At 65.7% G+C, this 17,314-nt stretch carries 18 protein-coding genes; 1 reads left to right on the plus strand and 17 read right to left on the minus strand.

What is annotated here, in order from left to right:
• Position 1: 1 nt before the first annotated feature.
• The 9 genes from GGQ88_RS15465 to GGQ88_RS15505 are packed head-to-tail and all read right to left on the minus strand — an operon-like array spanning position 2 to position 8,580.
• Positions 2–610 (minus strand): flagellar basal body-associated FliL family protein, encoded by a 609-nt coding sequence (locus tag GGQ88_RS15465; protein ID WP_183614352.1) that lies wholly within the window; start codon positions 608–610, stop codon positions 2–4.
• A 34-nt stretch (positions 611–644) separates the two neighbouring features.
• A complete protein-coding gene (locus tag GGQ88_RS15470; protein WP_183614353.1) occupies positions 645–1,886 on the minus strand; it encodes a hypothetical protein in 1,242 nt (413 codons plus the stop codon).
• A 34-nt stretch (positions 1,887–1,920) separates the two neighbouring features.
• Positions 1,921–2,352, minus strand: a complete 432-nt coding sequence (locus GGQ88_RS15475; protein WP_183614354.1) for a hypothetical protein — start codon at positions 2,350–2,352, stop codon at positions 1,921–1,923.
• Positions 2,349–3,680, minus strand: a complete 1,332-nt coding sequence (locus GGQ88_RS15480) for a FliI/YscN family ATPase (protein WP_183614481.1) — start codon at positions 3,678–3,680, stop codon at positions 2,349–2,351. The genes GGQ88_RS15475 and GGQ88_RS15480 overlap by 4 nt, the downstream gene beginning before the upstream one ends.
• Positions 3,680–4,282, minus strand: coding sequence for a FliH/SctL family protein (locus tag GGQ88_RS15485; RefSeq protein WP_183614355.1), 603 nt, complete (start codon positions 4,280–4,282; stop codon positions 3,680–3,682). The genes GGQ88_RS15480 and GGQ88_RS15485 overlap by 1 nt, the downstream gene beginning before the upstream one ends.
• Positions 4,275–5,294 (minus strand): flagellar motor switch protein FliG, encoded by a 1,020-nt coding sequence (gene fliG / locus GGQ88_RS15490; RefSeq protein WP_183614356.1) that lies wholly within the window; start codon positions 5,292–5,294, stop codon positions 4,275–4,277. Before fliG ends, GGQ88_RS15485 begins: the two co-directional genes overlap by 8 nt.
• Positions 5,291–6,937 (minus strand): flagellar basal-body MS-ring/collar protein FliF, encoded by a 1,647-nt coding sequence (fliF, locus tag GGQ88_RS15495; protein ID WP_183614357.1) that lies wholly within the window; start codon positions 6,935–6,937, stop codon positions 5,291–5,293. Before fliF ends, fliG begins: the two co-directional genes overlap by 4 nt.
• Before the next feature lie 3 nt (positions 6,938–6,940).
• Complete coding sequence (gene fliE, locus GGQ88_RS15500) at positions 6,941–7,309, minus strand: flagellar hook-basal body complex protein FliE (protein WP_183614358.1); 369 nt, start codon at positions 7,307–7,309, stop codon at positions 6,941–6,943.
• Positions 7,306–8,580: a sigma-54 interaction domain-containing protein gene (locus tag GGQ88_RS15505; RefSeq protein WP_183614359.1), complete on the minus strand. Its 1,275-nt coding sequence runs from the start codon at positions 8,578–8,580 to the stop codon at positions 7,306–7,308. The genes fliE and GGQ88_RS15505 overlap by 4 nt, the downstream gene beginning before the upstream one ends.
• Before the next feature lie 239 nt (positions 8,581–8,819).
• Here GGQ88_RS15505 and GGQ88_RS15510 point away from each other — a divergent pair, with 239 nt between their 5' ends.
• Positions 8,820–9,620, plus strand: coding sequence for a flagellin N-terminal helical domain-containing protein (locus tag GGQ88_RS15510; RefSeq protein ID WP_183614360.1), 801 nt, complete (start codon positions 8,820–8,822; stop codon positions 9,618–9,620).
• A 134-nt stretch (positions 9,621–9,754) separates the two neighbouring features.
• On the opposite strand, the gene GGQ88_RS15515 is transcribed toward GGQ88_RS15510, so the two are convergent.
• The 8 genes from GGQ88_RS15515 to GGQ88_RS15550 form a co-directional block, all read right to left on the minus strand.
• On the minus strand, positions 9,755–10,993 hold the full coding sequence (locus GGQ88_RS15515; RefSeq protein ID WP_183614361.1) for a S8 family serine peptidase: 1,239 nt from the start codon (positions 10,991–10,993) through the stop codon (positions 9,755–9,757).
• 145 nt (positions 10,994–11,138) lie between these two features.
• Entirely contained in the window at positions 11,139–11,978 is an 840-nt protein-coding gene (locus tag GGQ88_RS15520) for a flagellar motor protein MotB (protein WP_183614362.1), read from the minus strand.
• A gap of 4 nt (positions 11,979–11,982) precedes the next feature.
• Positions 11,983–12,846 (minus strand): flagellar motor stator protein MotA, encoded by an 864-nt coding sequence (motA, locus tag GGQ88_RS15525; protein ID WP_183614363.1) that lies wholly within the window; start codon positions 12,844–12,846, stop codon positions 11,983–11,985.
• A gap of 34 nt (positions 12,847–12,880) precedes the next feature.
• Positions 12,881–13,801, minus strand: coding sequence for a flagellin N-terminal helical domain-containing protein (locus GGQ88_RS15530; RefSeq protein ID WP_183614364.1), 921 nt, complete (start codon positions 13,799–13,801; stop codon positions 12,881–12,883).
• Positions 13,802–13,807: 6 nt separating this feature from the next.
• Positions 13,808–15,145, minus strand: coding sequence for a flagellar hook-associated protein FlgK (gene flgK, locus GGQ88_RS15535; protein WP_183614365.1), 1,338 nt, complete (start codon positions 15,143–15,145; stop codon positions 13,808–13,810).
• Positions 15,146–15,148: 3 nt separating this feature from the next.
• A complete protein-coding gene (locus GGQ88_RS15540) occupies positions 15,149–15,463 on the minus strand; it encodes a flagellar biosynthesis protein FlgJ (protein WP_183614366.1) in 315 nt (104 codons plus the stop codon).
• Positions 15,460–16,560, minus strand: coding sequence for a flagellar basal body P-ring protein FlgI (locus GGQ88_RS15545; RefSeq protein WP_183614367.1), 1,101 nt, complete (start codon positions 16,558–16,560; stop codon positions 15,460–15,462). Before GGQ88_RS15545 ends, GGQ88_RS15540 begins: the two co-directional genes overlap by 4 nt.
• 10 nt (positions 16,561–16,570) lie before the next feature.
• On the minus strand, positions 16,571–17,314 hold the full coding sequence (locus GGQ88_RS15550) for a flagellar basal body L-ring protein FlgH (RefSeq protein ID WP_183614368.1): 744 nt from the start codon (positions 17,312–17,314) through the stop codon (positions 16,571–16,573).

Below are 17,314 nucleotides of genomic sequence, written 5' to 3' on the forward strand. Positions count from 1 at the left end.
CCTACTGGACGATGAAGGACTTGAAATAGACCGCATCGACTCCGCCGAAGCCTTCGTTTTCGGACAGGACCTTGTTGATCGCGCCGGTCAGCCGCTTCTGCAGGCGGCCCTTGCCTTCGGGCGAATAGACTTCGCCTTCGGGCGTGTCGGCGATGGCGATCAGCACGGCGGAGCGGATGGCGAGTTCGTGCTTCTTCATCCAGGCGATCACGCGGTAGTCCCGGCGGGTCGATGCGGCGAGGTTGACCTGCAGCAAACCCTCGGAATCCTTGAGATTCGAGGTGAAATCCTCGGGGAAATTATAGTAGACAGTGCGATATTCGCTGCCGCCCTCGCCATCCATGTCGAGCGCTTCGCCGCCGCCCTCGCCTTCGCCTTCCTTGGCGACGGGGGCATAAGGATCGACTTCGCCCTTGCGGACCAGCTTGGGATTTTTGTCTTCCTTGGCTTCGGCATGCGCGCCGCCGCCGCCGATGACGCCGGAGGCCACCAAGCCGAACACAACGCCACCGCCGCCAGCGAGCAGGCCGAGCGCCATGCCGATTTTGATCAGCATGCCGCCGCCCCTTTTCTTCTTGGGCTTGGGTTCCTTGTCGCTCTTGTCGCTCATGGTTTTGCTTTCAGGGGTTCAAGTGACGGAAAGATCAGGCGAAAATGCTGCCGGTCTGGGGTTTGGGATCATCGCGGCGGAGCTTGTCGCGCAGTTGCGGGGCGGGCTGACCGTGGCGCTCGGAGGGCTGTCGGCGAGAGGTGTCGCCGCTTCCGCTTTGAGCGAAGTTGCTGTTTTGCGAGGCTTGTCCGCGCTGGGTATCTGGCTGGGTCTGCGTCGGTGCCGCTTCGCTCGAGGCGGTGACGGCGCGGGCGAAGCCGGGGTCGGCGCTGCTCATCGCGACGGACATCGCGCCCTTGTCATCGTGTTCGAAGCGCAGGGAAATACGCCCGAAGTCAGCGTGTTGCACCGAGGCGCGGACCGCGTTGGGCGAGGCTTCCTCGCGGGCGCGGGAAAGGGTTTCGACCAGGGTGGCGAAGTCGATACGTTCGGCACGCGGTTCTGGCCGGGAGGCCGGAGCGGCGTTCTGCCGGGGTGCTGCGGGTTCGGCGTTCTGGAACGTCGTCGAGATGGCTTCGTCCGTTGTTTCAATGGGTTGCGTGTCGTCGGTGTCCGGCGTGGCGACGCTGGCGGGCTGGTCCGGGGTGGTCTTGCGGGTCGTAGCGATCGCGGCAGTGGCCGCCTGCGGAAGCGCTTGTGGAGCCGCTTCGGGTGAAGCCTTGATTGTGACGGGCGCGCGCGGCACCGGCGTGGGTTCAAGCTCGATCTGCGCGGTCTGGGCGAGCGCGATGACTGCTGCAGCCGGTGTGGCAGGCGCGGGGGGCTGAATGCCAAGTGGCTGAACAACCGGTGCTTTTGGCTGCTCGGGTGCGGTGGCCTCGACGGCTGCGGGTCGCTGCGGCGCGGCGAAAATCGACGCGATCATGGCAAGATCGGGAAGCGGGGGGAAGGCAGGGGGAGCGGGGGAAAGGTCATCGGTGACCGACGAAAGCTCGTCGGACCCGATGGGGTCCGCGGTGGCGACGACGGCAACGGCGGCAAAGTCAACAACGGCGGCAACCGCGCTTGCCGCTTCCGGCAAGATCTTGCCGCCCGGCTGCCGGACCTGCACTGCGGGGACCGAGGGAGTAGGGAGGCCCGTCGCCATGACGATCGCGGGCGCGGTCTGGAGCGCAAGCAGGGCCTCGAACATGCCGGCATGGGGCGTAGAGCCTGACTCTGCCGCGATATCGGGGTTTGCAGCCGCTGGGGCGGCCGGGGTGAGGTTCTGTAGCGTGGGGAGGAGCGCGGGCGTTGCCGAGGTGGGGGTCAGGGAAGTGACAGCAAGATCGAACATCGGCAAGGCTCCGTCGCGTCGGCGTTAACCTTGTCTATTCAAGACTCGTGCCAGTTGGCTTTGCCGCGCCGAGCGGGGTGGCTGCTGCGGCGATCTTCTTGGCGATGAGGCGCGATTGCGCATCGGCGCGCTCTTCGACGGCGGCGCGGCGGCGCTCGGCGGCGGCGGCTTCCTGTGCCTTGGTGTCGGCGATGCGCTGCGCGTTGACAGCGTCGGCGCGGGTGCCGGTAGTGATGCGATCGAGCCCGGCGACGAAGTGACGCAACTGCTGGAGCGCATGGGCATCGGGCAGGTCTGTCCGCGCGGAGTATTCGGCCGACAGGCTGGTGGTGCGGGCGACCAGGCCCTGCAACTGCGCCAGCGTGCTTTCGGCCTTGCCCGCCTCTGCCAGAGCGGTGCGGCGGGCGATGTCGCGGATGCGTTCGAGGCGCTTGAGGCGAGCGAGGCGGGCGCGCTCGGCTTTCACGCCGCCATCAGCCGGATCAGCGCGGCGGCGGAATCATCGGCGTTGATGATCTCGCGCTGCGGCTGGCTGATGAAACCGGACAGGGCATCGTGCATCACTATGGCGCGGTCGAGCTGCGGATCTGCCCCGGCGCGATAGGCGCCCATCAGCACGAGATCGCGGTTGGCCTCGTAAGAGGCGACGAGCGCGCGGAAGGTCCGGGCGGCCTGTTGGTGATCGGGCGCGGTGATGTCGTTCATCACGCGGCTGAGCGAGGCGGCGATGTCGATTGCGGGGTACTGGCCGCGTTGAGCAAGATCGCGCGAGAGGACGATGTGGCCGTCGAGGATCGAACGCGCGGTGTCGACCACCGGGTCATCCTGATTGTCGCCGTCTGCCAGCACGGTGTAGAGCCCGGTGACCGAACCGCCGCTTTGGGCAGAGTTGCCCGCGCGCTCGACCAGCTTGGTGATCGTGGCGAGTGCGGAAGGCGGATAGCCGCGCGCTGCGCCGGGTTCCCCCAGCAGCAGCGCAATTTCGCGACCGGCGTGGGCGACGCGGGTGAGGCTGTCCATGATCAGCAGCACTTTTTTGCCCTGGGCGCGGAAGGATTCGGCAAGGCTGGTGGCGAGCAACGCACCGCGGATGCGCAAGTTTGGCGCGTGATCGGCAGGGACCGCGACCACGACCGAGCGATCGCGCTTGCCGCCGTGCATATGGCGTTCGACGAAATCGGAAACTTCGCGCGCGCGCTCTCCGATCAACCCGACGATCACGATCTCAGCCTCGGCTCCATGCGCGATCATATCGAGCAGCACCGACTTGCCGACGCCCGAGCCTGCCATGATGCCGATGCGCTGGCCGATGCCGAATGTGGTCAGGGCATTGAGTGCGCGCACGCCGGTATCGAAGCGTTCGCGCACGGGCGAGCGGTCGAGCGCAGCGGTGCGCACACCGCCCGAGGGCCATTCGTGGCGCGCGTTCAAGGGGCCGAGGCCGTCTATCGGTTTGCCTTCGCCATCGACCGCGCGACCGAGGAATTCGGCGCCGACCGGAAGCATGCCGGGTCGGCCCTCGGCGCGAACTTTTGCGCCGGGGCGCAGCAGGACCGGGTCGCCCAGCAGCATCATCAGGGTGCGGCCGTTGCGGAAGCCGATCGTCTCGGCCATCAGCGAGCCGGAGCCGTGCGCGATGCGACATTGCGTGCCGATCGGGACCGAAAGCCCAGACACTTCGAGCATCCCGCCATCGCAGGCAGCCAGCAGTCCGTAGCGCGGCGGGGTGAAATCGGGCTGGGTGAGCGCGAAAGAATCGAGCGCGCGTTCGAGCACATTGAGCGTGGTTTCCATCAGCATTGGCGCAGCGCCTCGGTAATGGCGGCGCGCCATTGCGCGGGCCCGTCTTCGACCCCGCCGGTCGCGCCTTCGACGCGGACCGCGCCGCGATCGAGCGTGGCGTCGGGTTCGAAATGCCAGTCCTCGGGCAGGCGCGCGGCGATCAGCGCGAGGTCTTCGGGGTGAAGCCGGATGACGCGCTCGTCCTGTACGCGCGCGAGCATGGCGGCGGCGCATTCGACCCGGCGGGTGAGCCCGTCGGGATCGAGCGCGGCGGGCGCGATGGCGGCCTCGCACAAGGCTTCGACAGTTTCGCGCAGGCGGTCCTTGAGATCGGCCTGCATCGCGGCATCGAGCCGCGCGAGCGAAAGTTCGATTTTCGTTGCGGCGGCTTCGCGCTCGGCGATGATCTGTGCGGCGGCTTCCTGTGCATCGCCCATGCCGCGCGCATAACCCTCGGCCCAGGCGTTGCCGACCGGGTCTTCGGGTTCCTCCGGCTCGACCACTACGGGTGCGCGGGCGGCAGCAACATTGCGCGTGAAGCGCAGGTCGCGAGCAAAGCCGATCGGGCCTTGCCCAAGATTTGCCAGTGAAACCGCGCGCGGGCGTTCAGACATAATCGTCGTCGCCCGCACCGAACACGATCACGCCCTCGGCCGAGAGGCGGCGGGCGGCGGTGACCATGGCTTTCTGTGCCTCTATCACTTCAGCCATCTTCATGCGGCCACGCCCGGCGATCTCGTCGCGCACGCCATCGGCGGCGCGGCTGGACATGGCGCGGAAGAACACTTCGCGCTGATCGTCAGGGATGCCCTTCAAGGCCGCAATCATCGCATCGTTGTCGACTTCGCGCAGCAGCGCGCCCATCGACTTGTCGTCCAATGCGAACAGATGTTCGAACTTGAACATCTCGTTCTCGATCGCCTTGGCGAGCTGTTTGTCCTGCTTGGCGATCTCGGGCATGACCCGCTTTTCCACGGTACGCGCCGAGGCATTGATGATGTCTGCCGCTTCACGCGGGCCGCCCATGGTGAGCGAGCCTGCGCCGTGGCAGTCCGCGATGCGGCGGTTGAGCATTTCTTCCAGCATGGCGATGGCCTCGGGCGCGACAGGGCCGAGCGTTGCGATGCGGTGGACGACCTGCGGCTGGATCTCGTCGGGCATGGCGTGGAGCACGGCGGCGGCCACTTCGGGATCGAGCTGGACCAGCAGCACGGCGATGGCCTGCGGGTGTTCGTCACGGATCAGCGGGACAATTACCTGCGGGGTGAGCCAGCGGGCAAGTTCGATGGTCGGGGTTTGCGAAGGATCGTCGGGCATGATCCGCTGCATCAGGCTGTCCGCCTTCACCGTGCCGACCGCGCGGGTCATCAGCGAGCGGACTTGCCCCACGCGATCGTGCGCGATCAGGCCGAGGCGTTCGGTCTTTTCGACGAAACCGGCGATGGCCTGGGCGATGGCGACGGGGCCGATTTCGCCCAGCGCGCACATCTTTTCACCCAGCAGGCGCAGTTCGGACGGCTCGAGCTGCGCAAGGATCTGCGCGGCCTGATCGTCTTCGAGCAGCATGACCATCACGGCGGCGCGTTCGGGATCGGTGATGTTCGGAGCTTCTGCAAGATCGCTCATGCTGCGGCCTCCTCTTCGGGCGTGTTGAGCATCTGTTTGATCGCGACGAGCGCGTTATCGGGCTTTTCGACAACGAGGCGCTGGGCGAGGTTGACCTGCCGGGCGAGGGCATCTGCATCGACGACGCCGGTCTGAAGGTTCTGCGCAGGCTGGAGCGCCTCGGCCATTTCATCGGGGGTGATGGCGTCTTCGGAATCCTCGTCATCGTCGTCGTCGGACGCGCCCTTGCGCTTCTTGGGCGAGGCCTGAGCCGGATCGCGCTTGAGCGCCTTGATCAGCGGGCGGACGCCGAGTAGCAGGACGAGCAGGACCGCGATCAGCGCGACCGCGTTGCGCAGGATCGTGGCGAACCATGGCGTTTCCCAGAAGGGGATGGCTTCGACCTCGACCGGCTTGAATGCGCGGACCTGCACGGCGACCTGATCGCCGCGCGCGGGATCTGCACCGACAGCGGCGCTGACCAGCTGCTTGATCGCCTCGATGTCCGCTGGTTTGGCCTTGGCCATGATTTCGGAACTGAGCGCGACCGCGACCGAGAGGCGCTTGATCTTGCCGGGGGTCTGGTTGGAGACGGCGACTTCACGGCCGAGCTCGTACGTCTTGGTCGAGCTGGATTCGCCATTGGAGCCGGGCTGGCTCGGAGCGACGGCCGGGGTGCCGGTGGGGGCACCTGCTTGCGCGGTCGTCGCGGGTGGGGGCGTGTTGGCGGTGACGCCAGGGACGCCCTGTGCAGTCGTGGCACCCGCCATCTGCGAAGCGCTTTGCGTTTCGGAGCGGACCACGCCTTGCTTGTCGTAGCTTTCGCGCGCGGAGGTGACCTGATCCATATCGAGATCGATCTGGATTTCGGACGAGAAGTTGCCGTCGCCGAGCATCGGGGTGAGCAATTGCGAGACCTGCTGGCGCAGTTTTTCTTCCATGCGCTGCTGCAGTTCGAGCCGGTCTCCGTCCGCGCCACTGGCCTCTGAGAGAAGGCGGCCATGTTGATCTGCGACGCGGACGGAGCTTATGGCGAGGCCAGGGACAGAGCCTGCCACAAGATTGGTAACCGCACGGACCTGGCTTTCGGAAAGCTGGCGGCCACGCGCCAGCTTGACCATGACCGAGGCCGATGGCGGCATGTTGTCGCGCACGAACACCGACTTTTCGGGCTCGGCGAGATGGACGCGGACGCTTTCGACGCCGTCGATTTCCGTGATGGTGAGTTCAAGCTCGCGTTCGCGCGCGGCCTGGAGGCGCTGGCCTTCGAGGCCGCGGCTGGCGCCCATCGGCAGCTTGTCGAGCATTTGCGTGCCGGTTTCGGGCGTGGCGATCGCGCCATCGGCGGCAGCGGCCATGCGCGCGCGGTAAAGATCGTCTTCGCCGACGGTGATCGCGCCGGTGGCATTGTCGATCTGGTAGGAGATCGCGGCCTTGTCGAGGCTGGCGACGACTTCGCCGCGCTCGCTGTCCGACAACTGGCTGTAGAGCATGCGCTGCGGGGCAGGCGCCATGGTCATGTAAAGCAGCGCGGTGAGGCCCGCAGCCGAGACGCCCGCGAACCATGGAATGGTGCGGCGCACGGAGGGCTGGGCGAGGAACACTTTGGCCCGCGTCGCGACGCTGCCGTCAGAGTCGGTCAGGGCGAGGGAATTATCTGCCACTTATCAGACTCCCATCCGCATGATGTCTTGATAGGCGTTGAGCAGCTTGTTGCGGACCTGCAGCGTGGCTTCGAAGGCGACGCCGGCTTCCTGGCGGGCGAGCATGACCTTGGCGACATCGACGACGTCGCCCTTTTCATAAGCCTCGCTGATCGCGCCTGCCTTTTGCTGGCTGGCGTTGACGCTTTCGAGCGCGCCCTTGAGCGTGTCGGTGAAGCTGCCTGCGGGGCCTGATGAGGGGGCGGTCGCCTGTGTGGCTTCGGGCGTCTTGACCTGCTGGAGCAGTTGCGAACGCTCCATGATCTGCTGGCGCAGGGCCATGATGTCCTGGATGCCGGACGCGCGCCCGCCAATGCCGGATATGCCGCTCATCGCCTGCCGCCTGCGGCCCGGGCGTTCACGTCGATGCCGGCTTCACGGAAGCTGGCGAGGCGGTAGCGCAGGGTGCGTTCGGAAATGCCGAGCTGGCGGGCGGCGGCGACGCGGCTGCCGTTGCAGGCGTCCAGGGTCGCCATGATCGCGCGGGCTTCGGAGATCTGCACGATGTTCGACAGCTTGCCGTCGGGTGTCGAGGCGCTGGGAGCCTGAACCGGTTCGGTGATCAGGCGTGCAGTACGGTCGAACGCAATGTGCTGGGGCAGGATGACGGGCGCGTCGCCTGCCAGCACGAGCGCGCGGCGCATGACGTTCTCGAGCTCGCGCACGTTGCCGGGCCAAGGATGACTGGCGAGCATGGCGAGCGTCTCGTCGGCGATCCATGGCGCTTGCGTTCCGTGGCGCAGGAGCATGGCGAAGGCGAGCGGGGCGATATCATCTGGGCGCTGGCACAGCGGTTCGAGCGCGAGCGGGAAGACGTTGAGGCGGTAGAACAAGTCGGCGCGGAAGCGGCCTTCCTCGACTTCGAGCGGCAGATCGCGGTTGGCGCAGGCAATGACGCGGACGTCGACCTTGATCGGCTGAGTTGCGCCCAAGGGTACGACTTCGCCTTCCTGCAGCGCGCGGAGCAGCTTGGCCTGAAGCGTGAGTGGCATCTCGGCGATTTCGTCGAGCAGCAGCGTGCCGCCGTCGGCTGCGCGGAAGAAGCCCTCGCTGGCGGCGTTGGCACCGGTGAAGGAGCCCTTCTGGTGGCCGAACAGGAGCGCCTCGAGCATGGCTTCGGGCATTGCGGCGCAGTTGATGGCGATGAAGGGCTTGTCGCTGCGCGAGGAGCGGTCGTGGATGAAGCGGCTGAGCACTTCCTTGCCGGTGCCGGTGGGGCCGTTGATCAGGACGGGGATGTCGGTGGCGGCGATGCGTTCGGCGAGCGCGAGGATCGAGAGGCTTTCGGGATCGGCGGCAATCGGTGCGCCGGGCTTGGCGGCGCAGGCGAGCAGCGCGGCGAGCGCGGCTTCTCCGGCTCCGTCGGCATAGCGCAGCGTCGTCTGGCGCGTGTGGGGTGTGCGTTCGAGCGAAGGAGTGGCTGAGCGTTCGAGCAGCACGCTGGTCTGCCGCGCGGTGGGGCGGGCGCCTTCGAAAGCGTCGGACAGGAGAACGTCGGCGTGCGCGCCGTAGCTGGAGAGCACCGCAGCAGCGCGCTGGACGAGCGCCGCGTGCGCGGTTGCTGCCGCATCTGTGAAGCGAAGTGCCCCGCAATCCCGAATCATTTTGAAACCCCCGTTAACCATCGTGTCCGTCGCTCTTGTTTCGCGCGTAACCGACGAACAGGTCGAAACTTTAACCCTTCGGAAAATACTAAGGGCGACTACGTAGGTGCGGCAGTCTTTTGCCGGGGGCGGGCTTAAATACGGCGCGGGTTTGCCGGTCTTTGTCTCGACAGCCGCGTCTTTCCAATGACCCGGCAGTCCATTCGGGACTTATACCACCCCAACCGGAGACTGGAATCATGGCGGTTATCAACACGAATATCAGCTCGCTGAAAGCAGCGAATGCTTCAAACTCTGCTGGCAAGATGCTCAGCACGGCAATGGAGCGCTTGTCGACCGGCAAGCGCATCAACAGCGCCAAGGACGACGCGGCAGGTCTGGCCATTGCCACGACCATGACCTCGCAGATCAAGGGCATGAGCCAGGGCGTACGTAACGCTAACGACGGAATTTCGCTGGCGCAGACCGCTGAAGGCGCGCTCAACGAAGTCACCAACATGACGCAGCGCGTCCGTGAACTGGCCGTACAGTCGAAGTCGGGCACGTATCAGGCTTCCGATCGTGAAGCGATGGACGCTGAAGTTCAGGAACTCACGGCTCAGATCACCGATGTGCTGACCAACACCAAGTTCAACGGTCAGGCCCTGTTCGGTACCGCCGACACCACGTTCACGATCCAGACCGGCGCAGAAACCGCCGATACCGTGGACATCACCAGCAAGGGAATCGCTGCTGTCGCGTTCGACGTCACCACGGTGGCCGCTGCGACCACGTCGATTACCGATGCGGATACTACGCTTGCCGAAGTCAGCGCTGCCCGTGCTCAGTTCGGTGCCGGTCAGAACCGCCTTGAATCGGTGGTCAACAACCTGAACGACAACATCACCAACCTGTCTGACGCCCGTTCGCGGATCCAGGACGCCGATTACTCGGCAGAAACGACCGCGATGGCCAAGGCCCAGATCCTGAGCCAGGCATCGACCGCGATGATCGCTCAGGGCAACCAGAGCCAGCAGAACGTGCTGTCGTTGCTGCGCTAATGAACTGAAGGATCGGCAAACGCCTGCCTCCACCAGGCGCGCGCCACCAGCCCGGCAACCCATATCGGGTTGCCGGGCCTTTCTTCGTTTGCACGCGTACCGGGGGGCGGCTGCGCAGGCCGCCCGTTATGCCATCAGGGCTTTATGCCGATCGGGAAGCGCACGCCGTTGGGTGCCGCGCTCGATTGGCCGCTGGTGCCGGGTCGCCCGTAGAGCAAGATGCCGGCCATATGCGGGGTCGCCATCGAAGTGCCCGAGATCGTGTTGTACCCGCCGTCCTTCCAGGTCGACAGGATCGAGACACCCGGTTCGGCGAAATCGACCGGATCGCCGATCACCGAATAGTTTGAGAAGCTGGCGAAGGTGTCCGAGGCGTTGACTGCGGCGATGGTGTAGATGTTAGGCCCATCGGCGCGCGCGGGCGAATGGTTGTTGGCATCGTCGGTCTCGTTGCCGGCCGCGAGCGCGAAGATCACGCCGCTGCTGTTCGAGGCGTTGATCACCGCCGTGTCGAGGTCGGTCGATACGGGACCGCCGAGGCTCATGTTCGCGACATCGCCGGGCCTGCCGACCCCCGGGGTGGCGACATAATCCACGCCTGCGATCACATCCGAATAAGCACCGCTGCCACGGCGGTCGAGCACGCGCACGGCGATGATCGTCGCGCCCGGAGCAACGCCGACGACGCCCAGCGAGTTGCCCTTTTTCGCGGCGATCGTGCCAGCAACGTGGCTGCCATGGCCGTTGAGATCATTGGGCGACGTTTCGCGCGAAACGAAGTTGCGGCTGAGGGTGGTGCTGACGACCAGGTCCGGGTGAGTCAGGTCGACGCCCGAGTCGATCACGAAGGCGCGTCCAGTCCCGGTGTAGGTGGCAAGACCGCCGCCGACGCGCGTGATGCCCACAGGCGTCGTTTCGGACGTGGCGCCACCGCCGCCGCCAGGTCTGGCAAGAGCGTTGACCGGATCGATGATCGTGGCGATCTGATCGGGCGCACAGTGATCGATGTTGGGATTGTGCGCGGCGACCGCAGCAGCGCCGGGTGCGGGCAGGTTGATCGAAAAGCCCTGCAGCGCATAGCGGTAGACGTGTCCGACGCGGCCACCTGCCTTGCCGACGACCCTGTTGGCTTCTGCCTGTTCATTCCCGGCAGGCACGGAACCAGCCTTGAACACGCAGATCCAGCTATCGGGAATGGCCGAGCCGGGAGCCGCAGCGACTGTTGGCGCGGCAGAGACCTGGTATCCGGCTGCTGCGGATGCGGGCAGAAGGACTGCTCCGGCACCGGCTACCTTGTTGCCCCCGGCTGCGGCGAATACGACCCCGGCCAATGCCACGACCGATACCGTGGCAAGTGCTGCAAATTTCCTCATCAAAGCAAGCTCCCTGTCGAACCTTTGCGTCAGGGCCGGCGATCGGATCGCCGGAAACCTTGCGCGCTGTTCGCGAAGCTGCCCTCATCCGGTTGCAATCGCAACCGCGAATTAATCCAAAAGTCATCGGTATTTTACTTTTCCCTCACCCCGTCAGCAGAATCGACATGCGGCGGTTGCGGGGGTCTGAGGGGTTTTCCTTGATCAGGGGTTCGCGGTCGGCGACGCCTTCGATGCGGCGGAAGCGCGTTTCGGCAATGCCCTGGCGCATAAGCGACTGGCGAGTGGCCTCGGCTCGGCCAGCCGATAGCGACCAGTTGTTGGCGACGCCTGTTTTCCACGGCAGCGAATCGGTGTGGCCGCGTACGGTGAACTGGCCGGCTTCGGGCGCGACCGTCTGGCCGATCGCGCGGAGCAGTTCGGCAGCATCGGGGGTCAGCACGGTGGTGCCGAGCAGGAACATCGAGAAGTTTGCATCGTCGACCAGATCGATGCGGATGCCTTCGCTGGTCTCAACCATGCGTACCTGCCGCGCGAGCTTGCGCAGCTTTTCGGAGGCCTCGAGCTTCTTGGCGAGGCGTTCCTTCATCGTGTTGACGCGCTTGACCTTGCTGCCGCCTTCCTTGGCGCCCCCGGTCGCGTCGCGCGGGATCGTCAGCGTCTTGGTGCCGGTCTGTCCGCCTGCATGGGGGTAATCGTCGGCATCGGTGAGCGAGGATCCGCCAAGCAACCCGTAGCCGCCCGCGCTGCCCTGCTTCATCTTGACCAGCGTCGGGGTGAAGTAGTCGGCGATGCCCTTGCGCTGCTTTTCGGTGGTCGCGCCGAGCAGCCACATCAGCAGGAAGAAGGCCATCATCGCGGTCACGAAGTCGGCATAGGCGACCTTCCACGCGCCGCCATGATGACCGGCGGCGACGACGGTGATCTTCTTGACGATGATCGGCCGCGGGGGCTCGTTCTTGCCTTTGGAAGGTGCCTTGGCCATCGGATCAGCGCCCGCGCAGTGCGTCTAGCAGTTCCGAGAGGCCGGGGCGGAACGAATGACCCAGCCCTGAGCGCGCGCTTTCTACGACCAGCGGTTGCGGCCAGCCGTGGAGGCTGGCGATGATCACCTGCTTGACCGCCTGGAAGATCATCTCGTCCTGATCGAGCACCTGCTTGAGCCTTCCGGCGAGCGGCGCGACGACACCATAGGCAAGCAGCACGCCCATGAAAGTACCGACCAGAGCCGAGCCGATCATCGCGCCCAGGATCGCCGGGGGCTTGTCGATCGAGCCCATCGTCTTGACCACGCCGAGCACGGCGGCGACGATGCCGAGCGCGGGCAATGCATCGGCCAGACCCTGCAGCGCGTGCTGGGGTTCGGTTTCCTCGTGGAAATGCGTCTTCATCGCGTGGTCCATCACGTCTTCGACGGCGTGGACCTCGAGCGTGCCCGACGACACCACGATCAGGGTCAGCGTGTCACAGATCAGCGCGATCAGCGGCTTGTTGCCGAGCAGACGCGGAAATTCGGCGAAGATCGGCGAGTTGGCCGGATCGGTAACGTGGCTTTCCAGCGCGACTGGCCCATCGGTGCGCAGGATCTTCATCAGCTTGGTAACCAGCACGATGGCATCGACGTGATCCTGCTTGTTGTGCCTGGGTCCCTTGAACACCTTCTTGAAGCCGCCGCCGATGCCCTTGAGTTCGTGCATCGAGTTGCCGGCGACGACCGCGCCGACCGCTGCGCCGCCGATGATCAGCATTTCATGCGGGATGGCTTCCATTACCGGGCCGAGCGCGCCGCCGGTGATGGCAAAGCCGCCGAACACCATGACGATCAGGATGACGATGCCGATTATGGCGAACATGAATTGGATCCTCGAGTTTCAGTATCGCGCCGGCTCAATGCAGCTGGCTGAACAACGTCAGGTTGGCGAGCTTGGAGAAGCTGGCCTGGCTGGCTTCGAGCACGAGCATGGTGTTCTGCAGTCGTGCGATCGAGGCGGTGAGGTCGGTGCCGCCGACTTGCGATTGCTCATCCGTGCGCATTTCAGACAGGGTCACGCGGCGCTCGGAGTTGAGATCGATCCAGTTGATCCGTGAGCCGATCACGGTCTGTGCGGTGGTGATCGATTCAAGACCATCGCTTAACGCGGTCAACGCGGCGTTGGCCGTGCTGGCACCGCCGGTGCCCGATTGCAGCGCGTCGGCCAGCCCCTTGGTGAAGGCGAGCAGGTCGATGTCGGTGTTGCCGGACTTGAACTTGAGGAATTCCGGGCCGGTGATGCCGCGCGACACGCTCTGGCCATCGCCGAGCGAGACGGTGCCGGCAGTAGCGGTGCCCTCGTAGTTGGTGTTGCCCGCAGCATCGACGCTGTAGGCCGCGCCGACGCTTTCGCCGCCGAACAGCGCGCGGCCCGAGCCGTCGCGGGTGTTGGCGAGCGCGACGAGGTTGCCGTGGATCTGCGCGATTTCCGCGCCGATACCGGCACGCTGGCTGGTGCTGAGCGTCGAGGAGGCGGCCTGCGTGGTCAGTTCCTGCAGGCGTGTGACGTAGTTTGCAAAACCCGAGAGCGTGTCGTCGGTTAGGGTCAGGTCGGAGCTGACCTTGTTGGTTGCTGCCACGTCGATCTGATCCATCGCATCGGCGCGAGCGAGCGAGCGGAGGCGCGAGGCTGCCACGGGATCATCCGACGAGCGTTGCAGACGCTGGCCCGACGACATGTCGGACTGCAGGTCCTCGGCCTGCTTGCGCAAGGCGGTGAGGTCCATCAGCGAGCGGTCGTAGAAGGCCGATGTCGAGGTGCCGTAGATCGTGCTCATGGCAGTTTATCCAATCCCCAGAAGGGTGTCGAAGATATCGGAGGCGGTCTGCATGACCTTGCCCGAGGCCTGGAAGGCCTGCTGGTAGCGGATCAGGCTGACGGCTTCGGCGTCAAGATCGACGCCCGATTGCGCGGACAGGGCGACCTTCGCGGTGCCGGCGATGGTCTGCAGTGCGCCGAGCGTTACGTTGCGTCCGGCGAGTGTGCCCGAGACGTCGAACAGGATCTGGTCCATGCCGCTGGCGGGGTTGAGCGCGGACATGGTGTTGCGGATGTTGGTCAGGTTGCCGGAATCGCGGCTGCCCGCAAGGCTGCCGAGCGGGGCGGTGGCGAGCTTGCGCACGTTCTCGACGCTTAGCTGCATTCCGGCGGCAGTGGTGCCCGAGAACATCGGCGCACCGGGCGCGCCGTCGAGGTCCGCGCCGGTGCCTTGTGCTTGATTGAACTTGTCGACGATGTCTTCGGCAAGGCCGTCGACGTCGAGCTTGAGCTGGGCGAGTTTGTTGAGGCCAAGCTGGTTGCCCGAGAGCGAGCCGCCCGACAGGGTAAGCGCCGAGGTGCCGACAGAAAAGCTGATCGTGCCGTTGGTGGCGGTCGTCATGGCCAGCGTCGCGGCCGTGCCGCCGGTGACGAGGTCTGGACCGGTAGCGCCGCCGAGCTTGACCGCGACAGTGCCATCGGTGGCGAAGGTCGTGGCGATGTTGCCGTATTCGCTGAGTTGCTGGAGCAGCTTGTCGCGCTGGTCGAGCAGGGCGGTCTTGTCGCTGCTGGCGTCCGACGCGCGCGACAGCCGGGTATTGGTGCGGGCCAGTTCCTGCGCGATGCGGTTGGTCTGGGTGACGCCGTCGCTGGCGAGGAACTGCATGCCTTCGCCGGCCGCATCCATTTCCTGCGCGGCGATCTGGAAAGTGCCGACCATGGTCCGCGCCTTTTCGATGACCGAGGCGCGCAGCGAGGTGTCGACCGGGTCTTGCGTCAGGCGCTGGAGCGAGGCTTCGAAGCCGACGATGGCGTCGTAAACGCCCGACTGTTCGATCGCGGATTCGATGTTGCGCAGGCCGGAGACCTCGGAGGTGGCGCGCGCGACGTCCGAGCCGGTGCGGCGGACCTCGGCTTGGCGAAATGCATCCGCGTTGCGGGTGATCCCATCCAGCCGCACGCCCGACAACGACAGGTCGCCGACGCGGTAGGCGCCGCCGGTCGAGGCGACTTCGGCAAGGCTGACCGAGCGACGGACATAGCCTTCGGACGAGGCATTGGCGATGTTCTGCGCAGTAACGTCCAGACCGATGCGGGCGGCCTGGACGCCGCTGCGGGCGATCGACATGAGATCGGAGGCCATGGCTTATTTGCCTTTCGCAGCAGGTGCTTCGGGGCGAAGCTGCGCGGCAAGATGGTTCTCGATCTGCTTGGCAAGGCCCAGCGCACCGGTCTGCGACGCGATCTCGGCGAAACGATCATCGCGCATCTGGACGAACGTCTGGTCCATCTCGCCGAACACGCCTTTGCCACCGAAATCGGTGGCACGCGCGCTGGCGAGCATCTGGCGGACGAAGATCGCTTCGAACTGCTTGGCTGCCTGGCTGAGCTTTTCGCGGTCGGTCGCGACCTTGGGCTTGAGCGACAGCGTGGGTGCAGGGGTTGCGGCGACAGTACTCATATCACCACCATTTCGGCCTTGAGCGCGCCGGCCTGCTTCAACGCTTCGAGGATTGCGACGAGATCGGACGGGCTGGTGCCGAGCTTGTTGAGCGCGTCGACCAGCGAGGACAGCGATGCCCCCGGCTTGAACAGCGCGACCTTGGCGTCCTTTTCCTGCACGTCGATCTGGCTGGCGGGGGTGACGGCCGTCTGGCCGCGGGACAGCGGACCGGGCTGCGAAACCTGGCTCTTCTCGTCGATCTTGACGACGAGCTTGCCGTGGCTGATCGCGGCTGGCGAGAGGCGCACCGCGCTGTTGATGACGACCGTGCCGGTGCGGCTGTTGATGATCACGCGCGCGGCGGTTTCGGCCGGGGTGATCTCGAGCATTTCGATCGAGGCCATCGCCGTGGCGCGCGAATCCGCACCTGCGGGCAGGCGCAGCGCGAGGGTCACGCCGTCTTCGATCGTGGCGGACTGCGGGAAGCGGGTGTTGATCGCGTCGCGCACGCGCTGGACCGTCAGGAAGTCTGCCTCGAACAGGTTCCAGCGCAGCACTTCACCGCTGTCGAAGCCCGAAGATACGGCGCGTTCGACGCTGGCCCCTTCGGCGATGCGGCCGACGGTGGGGACGTTGACGGTGAGCTGCGAGCCATCGCGCGCGGTGATGCCGAGGCCGCCGACCGCAAGGTTGCCCTGCGCCATCGCGTAGATCTGGCCGTCCGCGCCATAGAGCGGCGCCATGATCAGCGCGCCGCCGCGCAGGGACTTGGCCTTGCCGATTGTGGAGATGGTGACGTCGATGCGCTGGCCGGGCTTGGCAAAAGCGGGAAGATCGGCGGTGATGACGACGGCGGCGGCATTCTTGAGGCCGGGCGAGACGCCAGCGGGCAATTGTACGCCAAGACGTCCTGCGGTGCCCTTCATCGCCTGCGTCAGGTATTCGAGATTGTCGTCGCCGGTCCCGGCAAGGCCGACCACCACGCCGTAGCCGGTGAGTTGGTTGGCGCGCACGCCCTGAAACTCGCCGAGATCGCGCACGCGTTCGGCCATGGCGGGCGCGGGGGCGACCATCGCGATGGCGAGGACCAGGGAAAGAAAGAACCGCGAGAACATCTGCAACACCTTAGAAGGGCGAAATCGCATTGAAGAACTTGCTCAGCCAGCCTTCGCGGCTCGCGCGTCCGACCGAGCCGTTCCCGGTGTATTCGACGCGCGCATCCGCGATCTGGGTGGAAAGGATGCGGTTTTCCTGGTCGATGTCGCCGAGGCGCACGATCCCTGAAAACTGCACCCATTCCTGGCCCTGGCTGAGCATCATGCGCTTCTCCCCCCGGACAAGAGCCGTGCCGTTGGACCGTACTTCTGCGATCGTCACTGCGACCTCACCGGCGAGCGTGCTCGTCTGCGAGGCATTCCCCTGACCATTGAACGACGAACCGCCCGAAGCTTTAAGGGCATTGGGGTTGAGGAACGACAGCGGACCCGAAGTTGGCGGGGTGATCGAGAACTGACCGGACTTCTGCGTCTTGGCTCCGGCGGTCTTGGCGGTGGTCAGATTTTCGATCAGCACGACGGTCAGCGGATCGCCGACTGCGCGGGCGCGGCGGCCCTCGACGAAGCCAGCATAGCCAGCGCTCGCGTTGAAGATCGACCCTGCCGTAGGAGGGGCGACCGATACGGCGGCAGGGGCTTGCGGCAGCGCGGGCTCAAAGCCGGGCTTGGGCCGCGCGGCATTGGCCGGATCGCCCAGAAAGAGCACCGCGGCGGTTGCCAGCGTGCCTGCAAGCAATGCGCGGATCGCGCTTGTGCGGCGGCGACCGGCGGGGATCGAGCGGTTTTCGAAATAGCGTTCGAACGGGGTGGTCAT

The sequence above is a fragment of the Novosphingobium hassiacum genome (assembly GCF_014196055.1).
In the GTDB taxonomy this organism is placed as follows: Bacteria; Pseudomonadota; Alphaproteobacteria; order Sphingomonadales; family Sphingomonadaceae; genus Novosphingobium; species Novosphingobium hassiacum.

Coding starts and splice junctions, on each gene's coding strand:
- GGQ88_RS15510 (WP_183614360.1), top strand. CDS start 8,820: ATGGCGGTTATCAACACGAATATCAGCTCGCTGAAAGCAGCGAATGCT.
- GGQ88_RS15520 (WP_183614362.1), bottom strand. CDS start 11,978: ATGGCCAAGGCACCTTCCAAAGGCAAGAACGAGCCCCCGCGGCCGATC.
- GGQ88_RS15480 (WP_183614481.1), bottom strand. CDS start 3,680: ATGGAAACCACGCTCAATGTGCTCGAACGCGCGCTCGATTCTTTCGCG.
- GGQ88_RS15530 (WP_183614364.1), bottom strand. CDS start 13,801: ATGAGCACGATCTACGGCACCTCGACATCGGCCTTCTACGACCGCTCG.
- flgK (WP_183614365.1), bottom strand. CDS start 15,145: ATGGCCTCCGATCTCATGTCGATCGCCCGCAGCGGCGTCCAGGCCGCC.
- GGQ88_RS15505 (WP_183614359.1), bottom strand. CDS start 8,580: ATGATTCGGGATTGCGGGGCACTTCGCTTCACAGATGCGGCAGCAACC.
- GGQ88_RS15515 (WP_183614361.1), bottom strand. CDS start 10,993: ATGAGGAAATTTGCAGCACTTGCCACGGTATCGGTCGTGGCATTGGCC.
- fliG (WP_183614356.1), bottom strand. CDS start 5,294: ATGAGCGATCTTGCAGAAGCTCCGAACATCACCGATCCCGAACGCGCC.
- GGQ88_RS15470 (WP_183614353.1), bottom strand. CDS start 1,886: ATGTTCGATCTTGCTGTCACTTCCCTGACCCCCACCTCGGCAACGCCC.
- GGQ88_RS15485 (WP_183614355.1), bottom strand. CDS start 4,282: ATGTCTGAACGCCCGCGCGCGGTTTCACTGGCAAATCTTGGGCAAGGC.
- GGQ88_RS15550 (WP_183614368.1), bottom strand. CDS start 17,314: ATGACCACCCCGTTCGAACGCTATTTCGAAAACCGCTCGATCCCCGCC.
- GGQ88_RS15545 (WP_183614367.1), bottom strand. CDS start 16,560: ATGTTCTCGCGGTTCTTTCTTTCCCTGGTCCTCGCCATCGCGATGGTC.
- motA (WP_183614363.1), bottom strand. CDS start 12,846: ATGTTCGCCATAATCGGCATCGTCATCCTGATCGTCATGGTGTTCGGC.
- GGQ88_RS15540 (WP_183614366.1), bottom strand. CDS start 15,463: ATGAGTACTGTCGCCGCAACCCCTGCACCCACGCTGTCGCTCAAGCCC.
- fliE (WP_183614358.1), bottom strand. CDS start 7,309: ATGAGCGGCATATCCGGCATTGGCGGGCGCGCGTCCGGCATCCAGGAC.
- GGQ88_RS15465 (WP_183614352.1), bottom strand. CDS start 610: ATGAGCGACAAGAGCGACAAGGAACCCAAGCCCAAGAAGAAAAGGGGC.